General features: G+C 63.7%; 6 protein-coding genes. 5 read left to right on the top strand and 1 reads right to left on the bottom strand.

Annotated features, from left to right (window positions below; translation table 11 throughout):
* The first annotated feature begins 107 nt into the window (after positions 1–107).
* From pvdM to ACW9H9_RS11125, 5 genes are all read left to right on the top strand, one after another.
* Positions 108–1,457 (top strand): pyoverdine-tailoring dipeptidase-like protein PvdM, encoded by a 1,350-nt coding sequence (gene pvdM / locus ACW9H9_RS11105; RefSeq protein ID WP_457343199.1) that lies wholly within the window; start codon positions 108–110, stop codon positions 1,455–1,457.
* 27 nt (positions 1,458–1,484) lie between these two features.
* Positions 1,485–2,759 (top strand): pyoverdine-tailoring periplasmic protein PvdN, encoded by a 1,275-nt coding sequence (gene pvdN / locus ACW9H9_RS11110; RefSeq protein ID WP_457343200.1) that lies wholly within the window; start codon positions 1,485–1,487, stop codon positions 2,757–2,759.
* Positions 2,760–2,788: 29 nt separating this feature from the next.
* On the top strand, positions 2,789–3,655 hold the full coding sequence (gene pvdO / locus ACW9H9_RS11115; protein WP_457343201.1) for a dihydropyoverdine dehydrogenase: 867 nt from the start codon (positions 2,789–2,791) through the stop codon (positions 3,653–3,655).
* Between the two features lie 116 nt (positions 3,656–3,771).
* Positions 3,772–5,424: a cyclic peptide export ABC transporter gene (locus ACW9H9_RS11120; protein WP_457343202.1), complete on the top strand. Its 1,653-nt coding sequence runs from the start codon at positions 3,772–3,774 to the stop codon at positions 5,422–5,424.
* Between the two features lie 244 nt (positions 5,425–5,668).
* Positions 5,669–8,071 carry a TonB-dependent siderophore receptor gene (locus tag ACW9H9_RS11125; protein ID WP_457343203.1) on the top strand — a complete coding sequence of 801 codons (2,403 nt, stop codon included), beginning with the start codon at positions 5,669–5,671 and terminating at the stop codon, positions 8,069–8,071.
* A 72-nt stretch (positions 8,072–8,143) separates the two neighbouring features.
* Here ACW9H9_RS11125 and ACW9H9_RS11130 read toward each other — a convergent pair whose 3' ends face one another.
* Positions 8,144–9,109 (bottom strand): alpha/beta hydrolase, encoded by a 966-nt coding sequence (locus ACW9H9_RS11130; RefSeq protein ID WP_457343204.1) that lies wholly within the window; start codon positions 9,107–9,109, stop codon positions 8,144–8,146.
* Between the last annotated feature and the right edge of the window lie 37 nt (positions 9,110–9,146).

Raw genomic sequence — 9,146 nt, forward strand, 5'->3', positions numbered from 1 at the left:
ACGTTCGCTGCCCGGGGAAATTTACCGGGCATGGCCTGCGCGCTAAATTTCGCCGCCCCAGGCTCGTTCATCCCAGATAGCAAAGGCCTCAACTGACTGAGATGGCAATGACAAAACCACGTTCGAAAAAGGCACTGTTCATCGGTTTGCCACTCGCCCTGGCCATTGGCGCAGGCGCGGGTTTTCTGGTCTGGGACCACTGGTTCAAGGGTAACGCCGGGTATCCGCTGGAAGTGATCAAGCACGCCAACGAGCTGCAGGACCGCCTGCTGTCGTTCGACAGTCACATCACCGTGCCGCTGGACTTTGGTGGCGTGGGCAACGAGGCCGACAAGGACGGCAGCGGCCAGTTCGACCTGGCCAAGGCGGCCAAGGGACGCTTGTCCGGCGCGGCGCTGACGATCTTCGGCTGGCCGGAGATGTGGAACGGCCCCAACGCGCCGCACAAGCCCACGGCCGGTTTTGTCGACGAGGCCCGTCACGAGCAGGAGGTGCGCTACACGATCATTTCCGGCATGGTCCGCGACTTTCCCAACCAGGTGGGCATTGCCTACACGCCGGACGATTTCCGGCGCCTGCATGGCGAGGGCAAATTCGCGATCTTTATCAGCATGCTCAACGCCTACCCGCTGGGCCACGACCTGAACCAGCTGGACCTGTGGGCCGCGCGCGGCATGCGCATGTTTGGTTTCAGCTACATCGGCAATAACGACTGGTCCGACTCGTCGCGCCCGCTGCCGTTTTTCAATGATTCGGTGGACGCGCTGGACGGGCTGTCGGAGATCGGCCAGCAAGCCGTGCACCGCCTCAATGACCTGGGGGTGATCATAGATGTGTCGCAGATGTCGACCAAGGCCCTGGAGCAAGTCGCGCAGTTGAGCCGCACGCCCATGGTCGCGTCGCATTCGGCCCCGCGTGCGGCGGTGGACATCCCGCGCAACCTCAGCGACAAGGAACTGCAGCTGATCAAAAACAGCGGCGGCGTGGTGCAGGTGGTCGGTTTCCCCGCCTACCTGCGCCCGCTCAGCCAGCCCATCCAGGACAAACTCAACGCATTGCGCGCCCGCTTCGACCTGCCGCCCCTGCCCAACCTCGCCATGGCCTTGATGCCGGGCGACCCGATCATTGCTGCGTGGCCCGAGCAGAAGTTCGGCCAGTACGCCCAGGCGCTGTACGCGATTCTTGAAGAAGAACCCAAGGCCACGCTCAAGGATTGGGGCGACGCCATTGACTACACCGTGCGCAAGATCGGCATCGATCACGTCGGCATCGCCTCGGACTTCAACGACGGCGGCGGCCTCAAGGGCTGGGAAAACGTCGGCGAGGTGCGCAACGTCACCGCCGAGCTGATCCAGCGCGGCTACTCCGAAGCCGACATCGCCAAGCTGTGGGGCGGCAACTTCCTGCGGGTGTGGGACCAGGTGCAAAAAGCCGCCAAACCCTTGGCCAACCGTTGACCCCTCGACCCGGAACGAAACCCGCCCATGACTGACCGCCGTACATTCCTCAAGCAGGCAGGCCTGCTGGCCGCAAGCCTGCCGCTGGGCGCCAGCGTCATCCCGCAGGCCCTGGCCGCCGCCCCTTCGCCCACAGATCCCTGGGCAACGTTTCGCCAGCTGTTCGACCAGGACCCGGACTACCTGCACTTTTCCAACTTCCTGGTCACCTCCCACCCCAAGCCCGTACGCGAGGCCATCGCACGCTACCGCGCCCAGATCGACCGCAACCCGGGCCTGGCCATGGACTGGGACCTGCAGGAAACCTGGAAACGCGAAGGCCAGGTGCGCGAATGGGCCGGGCGTTACCTGAACGCCAAGCCCGGCCAGATCGCCCTCACCGGCAGCACGTCCGAAGGCCTGGCGATGATTTACGGCGGCATTCACGTGCGGCCCGACCAGGAGATCCTGACCACGGTGCACGAACACTACGCCACCGAGTACAGCCTGGACTTTCGCGTGCGCAAGGAAGGCACCCAGGTGCGCAAGATCGCCCTGTTCAAAGACCCGGCCCAGGTGTCTGCCGACGAGATCCTCGGTTCGATCCAGCGCAACATCCGCCCCAACACCCGGGTGCTGGGCATGACCTGGGTGCAGTCCGGCAGCGGCGTCAAGCTGCCCATCGGCGAGATCGGCAAGCTGGTGGACGCGCACAACCGCGACCGCGACGACAAAGACCGCATCCTGTATGTGGTCGATGGCGTGCACGGTTTTGGCGTGGACGCCCTCGACTTTCCCGACATGCACTGCGACTTCTTTATCGCGGGCACCCACAAATGGATGTTCGGGCCCCGGGGCACCGGGATCATCTGCGCCCGCTCGGCGACAAACACCGACGTGACCCCCATGGTGCCGACCTTTTCCGAAGACACCGATTTCGCCACCCGCATGACGCCCGGCGGCTACCACGCCTTCGAGCACCGCTGGGCGGCGGACGAAGCGTTCAAGTTGCACCTGCAACTGGGCAAGGCACAGGTGCAGTCGCGCATTCAGGCACTCAACGACGAACTCAAGCACCAGTTGCTGGCACAGCCGCAGATCGAACTGGTCACCCCGCGCAGCCCGGCGCTGTCGGCAGGCTTCACGTTTTTTCGCGTCAAGGGCCAGGACAGCGACCAGGTAGCCGCCTACCTGATGAAGCAACGCGTGGTGGTCGACGCCGTGGACCGCGACGTTGGCCCGGTGATCCGCACCGCACCCGGCTTGCTCAACACCCCGGCAGAAATCCAGCGCTTCATGGCCCTGCTGACCCCACGCCTGTGACCCCTTTTACCTTTGAACGAGAGGCACCCATGAAACACTGCAAACCCCTCGCTACCCTGGCACTGGCCGCCGTGTGCGGCGCGCTCTTGCCAAGCCTGGCACACGCCGACACGCCACAACCCGGCAAGGTGTTCAAAGACTGCAAGGACTGCCCGGAGATGGTCGTGCTGCCCGCTGGCACCTTTACCATGGGCACGCCCGAAGACGAGGTGGGCCGCGAGCCCGATGAAGGCCCGATGCACGAGGTGACGTTTGCCAAGGCGTTTGCCATGAGCCGCTTTCACATCACCGCTGCCGAGTGGGACAGCTACGTGCGCCAGAGCGGCGTGCAGATCGCCAACGGCGACGAACGCCCGGGCCGCGAGTGCGTGGCCAGTAAGCCGCGCTACCCACAGGGGCCCCGCCAGCCAGCGGTGTGCATGGACTTTGACGACGTGAAGAACTACGTGGCCTGGCTGTCGAAAAAGACTGGCTACACCTACCACATGGTCAGCGAAGCCCAACGCGAATACGCCGCCCGCGCAGGCTCCACCGGGCCGTTCCCCTTCCCGTTCGACGAAGGCAAGGACTACAGCATCGCCCAGCACGCCAACACCTACGGCCCGGCGGACGGCTACAGCTACACCTCGCCGGTGGGCAGCTACCCGCCCAACGCGTTTGGCATGTATGACATGCACGGCAACGTGTATGAGTGGCTGGCCGACTGCGAACACAGCAATTACATCGGCGCGCCCACCGATGGCAGCGCCTGGGTGGAGCCGGGGTGCAAGTCCTACCAGATTCGCGGCAATGACTGGGGCGAGGCACCGGTGTTTTCCCGCTCGGGCAACCGCAACAACATTTACCCGCAGACCCGGGGCGACTGGATCGGTTTTCGCGTAGTACGCGACCTCTAGGCCCTGCCCCACGCCCGTCACACAAGCGCTCGCCGACCATCGGCGAGCGGCTAAATTTAGCCACGGGCCAGACGTTCTATTGGGTGTCTGTCCCGCCCCCAAGGAACCCACCTCTCATGTCCCAGCCCACGCGCGGTGCAATTCATGAATTGTTCACCCTCCTCAAACCCTTTCGCCTGGTAGTCGCGCTGTCCATCCTGCTGGGCATGGTGGGCGGCCTGAGCGTGACCGTGCTGCTGGCCACCATCAACAGCGCCCTGCATTCGGACGGCGGCCTCACCCAATCGGTGGTGCTGTTGTTCGCCGGCCTGTGCCTGATGGCGCTGTTCAGCTCGATTTGCTCGGACATCGGCACCAACTTCGTCGGCCAGCACATCATTGCCAAACTGCGCAAGGAGCTGGGCGAGAAAGTGCTCTCGGCGCCCATCGAGCAGATTGAACGCTATCGCAGTCACCGGCTGATTCCGGTCCTCACGCACGACGTAGACACCATCAGCGACTTCGCCTTCGCCTTTGCCCCGCTGGCAATCTCGCTGACCGTCACCCTGGGCTGCATGGGCTACCTGGCCATGCTGTCCTGGCCGATGTTCCTGCTGCTGGTGGTGGCCATTCTGATCGGCACCGTGGTGCAGTTTCTCGCCCAGGGCGCCGGTATCAAGGGCTTCATGGCCGCACGCGACGCCGAAGACGTGCTGCAAAAGCACTACAACGCCATCGCCGAAGGCGCCAAGGAACTGCGCATCCACCGGCCCCGCCGCCAGCGCATGTTTGCCTCGGGCATCCAGGCCACGGCCGATTTCATCTGCAAGACCCAGGTGCGTTCGATCAACACCTTCGTGATCGCAAAGACCTTCGGCTCCATGCTGTTTTTTGTGGTCATCGGCTTGGCCCTGGCCCTGCAAACCCTGTGGCCCAGCGCCGACAAGACCGTGATGAGCGGCTTTGTGCTGGTGCTGCTTTATATGAAAGGCCCGCTGGAACACTTGATTGGCACACTGCCGATCGTCAGCCGGGCGCAGATTGCCTTTCGCCGGATCGCCGAGTTGTCGGAGCAATTTTCGTCCCCCGAACCGCACCTGCTGCTCAAGGACCAGGACGCCCACAAGAGCCCGGTGCACACCCTGGAACTGCGCGAGGTGAGCTATGCGTTTGCACCCGTGCAGGGCAATGCGCCGTTTACCCTGGGGCCGGTCAACCTGACCATCCGCCAGGGCGATATCGTGTTCATCGTCGGCGAAAACGGCTGCGGCAAGACCACGCTGATCAAACTGCTGCTGGGGCTCTACGCGCCGCAACAGGGGCACATCCTGCTGAACGGCCAGGCCATCAACCCCGTCAACCGTGATGACTACCGCCAACTGTTCACCACGGTGTTTGCCGACTACTACCTGTTCGATGATGTGGTGCAAGGCGACACCCAGATCCCCGAAGACGCCAACCGCTACCTGGAACGCCTGGAGATTGCCCACAAGGTGAGCGTCAAGGACGGCAGCTTCACCACCACCGACCTGTCCACCGGCCAACGCAAGCGCCTGGCGCTGGTCAACGCGTGGCTCGAAGAACGCCCGGTGCTGGTGTTCGACGAATGGGCCGCGGACCAGGACCCCACCTTCCGGCGGATTTTCTACACCGAGCTGCTGCCCGACCTCAAGCGCCTGGGCAAGACCATCATCGTGATCTCCCACGACGACCGTTACTTCGACGTGGCCGACCAACTGGTGCGCATGGAAGCCGGGCGCGTGAGGGTGCAGGCCGACGCCACCGCCTGACCGGCCATGTGTCCGATCAAGCCCCTGGCCACCGCGTGGTGCCAGGGGCTTTTTTGTGGCGGACTAAATTTGGGCGCTGCCCGACCGTTTTTAACATCAGCACAGAAACACGCCGCGTTGATCCCCCTGTCCACACCCGATTTTTTTGGAGCGGTTTCGCTCCGGTTTTTTCAACGCGATGCGTCTAATAATAGTTCTTATTAACTAAAAGTCTGCCAAGACCCCTCTGGAGCCTTCTCACAACATGAACACCACCCGCCCGCGCCGTTCAACGCGCCCCGTCTTCACCCGTACATTGCTGGCCAGCGCCATCCTGGGCCTGGCCCTCACCGCCGGCCAGGCCCAGGCCGCGCCGGTGCCGTTGAATATCCCGGCGCAATCGCTGTCCAGCGCATTGCAGGCCCTGGGGCACCAGGCAGACGTGCAGATCCTGTACGGGCCAGAAACCGTGCAGGGCCTGCAATCCAAACCGGTCAACGGCGTGCTGGAACCGGCCCAGGCCCTGGAAACCCTGTTGGCAGGCAGCGGCATCAACTATTCGCAAACCGGCAATACCCTCTCGCTGACGCCGCCCGGGGCGGGCTCGACGTTGCAACTGGGTGCCATCAGCATTTCCGGCAAGGCACGGGGCTCCACCACCGAAGGCACCGGCTCCTACACCACCGACTCTTCGAGCAGTTCCACCCGGCTGAACATTCCGCTCAAGGAAACGCCACAGTCGATCACGGTCATCACCCAGCAACGCCTCCAGGACCAGCACCTGACCAACCTCACCGACACCCTGGAAGCCGTCTCCGGCATTACCGTGGTGCGCGAAGGCCTGGGCGCCGACTCCGACAGCTACTACTCCCGCGGCTTTGCCATCAACAACTATGAAATCGACGGCGTGCCCACCTCCTCGCGCCTGGACAACTACACCCAGAACACCGCCATGTACGACCGCGTCGAAGTGGTGCGTGGCTCTACCGGCCTGATCAGCGGCATGGGCGACCCGTCCGCCACCATCAACCTGATCCGCAAGCGCCCTACCGCCACCCCGCAAGTGAGCATTGGCGGCGAAGCCGGCAGCTGGGACCGTTATGGCGCGAACATCGATGTGTCCGGCCCGCTGACCGAAACGGGCAACATCCGTGGGCGGCTGGTGGTGGACTACAAAAACCAGAGCGCCTGGATCGATCGCTACAAGCAGGACAACAACCTGATCTACGGCATCAGCGAATTCGACCTGTCGGACACCCTGCTGCTGACCGTGGGCTTCAGCTACCAGACCCAACACACCAACCAACCGCCACGCAGCGGCTTCCCGCTCAAATACAGCGACGGCAGCCTCACCGACTTCAAGCGCGCCTTCAACACCAGCGCCGACTGGTCCTACTACGACCACGAGCAAACCACCTTCTTCACCTCGCTCGAACAGCAGTTCAGCAATGGCTGGAGCGGCAAGGTCGAATACAGCCGCAACGAGAACAAGTACGACTCCGAGATCGTCTACCTGGCGGGCGATATCGACAAAAGCACAGGCCTTGGCGCCTACGTGATGCCCAACAAGTTCAAGGGCAACCCGGTGCAGAACGCGGTGGACGCCTACCTTACCGGCCCGTTCCAGCTGTTTGGCCGTGAACACGAGCTGATCACCGGCGTTACCCTGTCGCAGATCCGCAACGACAATGCCCCGGACTACGGCGGCTGGGTTCGCCCGGGCGGCGACTACGACGGCAGCCTGGGCCCGATCAACAGCTGGAACGGCAGCATCGGCAAGCCGGACTTCGTCAACACCGGCCGCCAGGACTTCAAGGAAAACCAGTACGCGGCCTACCTGACCTCGCGTTTCCACCTCAACGATGACACCACGCTGATCGTCGGCGGCCGGGTGATCGACTGGAAACAGGACGATGAAACCCGTTACTTCTCCGGCGACGTCAACCGCTCCAATCGCAAGGAAACCGGCGTGACCATCCCGTACGCGGGCCTGGTATACGACCTGAGCGACATCTGGTCGGTGTACGCCAGCTACACCAAGATCTTCAACCCCCAGTCGCTGCAAACCAGCAGCGGCAGCTACCTGGCGCCGCTGGAAGGCACCGGCTATGAAGCGGGTGTGAAAGCCACCTTCAACGAAGGCAGGCTGAACACCAGCCTGGCCCTGTTCAAAGTCGAGCAGGACAACCTCGGCATCGCCGACGGCACCAACCTCACCCCGGCAGGCGGGCAGGCCTACAAGGCCACCAAGGGCACCACCACCCAGGGCGTGGAATGGGAGTTCAACGGTGAGCTGGCCGAGGGTTGGCAAGCGGCGGGCGGCTACACCTACAGCGTGAGTACCGACGAGGACGACAAGCGCATCGCCACGCAGATCCCGCGTCACAGCTTCAAGACCTTCACCTCGTACCGCCTGAGCGGCCCGCTGGACAAGCTGACCGTGGGTGGCGGCCTGAACTGGCAGAGCAAGACCGGCTTTGACCTCACGTACTACGAGCAGAAAAGCTACGCGGTCACCAACCTGATGGCCCGCTACGACATCTCCAAAAACCTGTCGGCGTCGGTCAACCTGAACAACGTGTTTGACAAGGAGTACTACACCACGACCAGTGCGGGCGTGTGGGGTGCACCGCGTAACCTGATGACGTCGTTCAAGTACACCTTCTGATCGGTCGGCACCCTGTAAAAAAAGCGCATCAGTTTGGCTGATGCGCTTTTTTCATGGCCGTTCGTAAAGCGTTTATCGCACCGCAAACACCTGCCGCAAGGCCTGGCCAATCTGCGCCTGGGCGTCTTCGGCCTCATCGATGATCGCGCCCATGCGCAAAAAATCATGGGGCATTCCCGGGTACACCGACACCTGCACCGCCGCGCCCGCCTCCCGCAGGTGCGCGCCATAGGCCAGGCATTCGTCATGCAACGGGTCGCACTCGCCCAGGATCAGCAACGACGGCGCCAGGCCCTGCGGCACCGCGCTCAATAGCGGTGAAAAGCGCGGGTGCTGGCGGTCGGCGGGGGTCTGCTGATACAGGCCGTAGAACCACTGCAGCGTGGCTTTTTCCAGCAGATAGCCCTGGGCATAGCGCTCCAGCGACGGGGTGCTGCGGCTCGCGTCGGTGACCGGGTAAATCAGCACCTGCAAGCGTGGCGCCGGGGCCTGCTGGGCCTGGGCCAGTTGCGTCGCCAGCACCGCCACCAGGCTGCCGCCCACACTGTCGCCGCCCAGGGCCAGGCGCGCGGTATCGATCCCAAGCCCGGCGCCCTGCGCCACCAGCCAGTGCCAGGCGTCTTCGGCATCGTCGGCGGCCGTGGGGAAACGCCACTGCGGCGCCAGCCGGTAGGCAACGGACAGCACCGCGCAGCCCGCGCTGTCGGCCAGCGCGCGGCACAGCGAGTCGTGGGAGTCCAGGCTCCCCACCACGTAGCCGCCGCCGTGGAAATACAACAGCGCCGCCGACGGCGCCTCCACGCTCAACGAGCGGGCACTGTACAACCGCGCGGGCAACTGCTGGCCGTCGCGGGTCGGGATGTAAAGCGCCTCCACGTGCTCAAGGTCCGGGCCGCCTGCGTCCATCATTTGCGACGACACGTCAAATTGCTCGCGGGCCTGTTCAGGCGACAGTTGGTGCATCGCCAGGTTTTTCCCGGCGGCACGGCCGCTGTCGACCAGTTCAAGAAAGGCGGCGATATCAGGGTTCAATGGCATAAAAATACTCGGTGTGCCGGGTGGGCCTGGGGCCGCA

This window comes from Pseudomonas sp. SDO5215_S409, assembly GCF_054071325.1.

Coding starts and splice junctions, on each gene's coding strand:
- pvdM (WP_457343199.1), top strand. CDS start 108: ATGACAAAACCACGTTCGAAAAAGGCACTGTTCATCGGTTTGCCACTC.
- pvdN (WP_457343200.1), top strand. CDS start 1,485: ATGACTGACCGCCGTACATTCCTCAAGCAGGCAGGCCTGCTGGCCGCA.
- pvdO (WP_457343201.1), top strand. CDS start 2,789: ATGAAACACTGCAAACCCCTCGCTACCCTGGCACTGGCCGCCGTGTGC.
- ACW9H9_RS11120 (WP_457343202.1), top strand. CDS start 3,772: ATGTCCCAGCCCACGCGCGGTGCAATTCATGAATTGTTCACCCTCCTC.
- ACW9H9_RS11125 (WP_457343203.1), top strand. CDS start 5,669: ATGAACACCACCCGCCCGCGCCGTTCAACGCGCCCCGTCTTCACCCGT.
- ACW9H9_RS11130 (WP_457343204.1), bottom strand. CDS start 9,109: ATGCCATTGAACCCTGATATCGCCGCCTTTCTTGAACTGGTCGACAGC.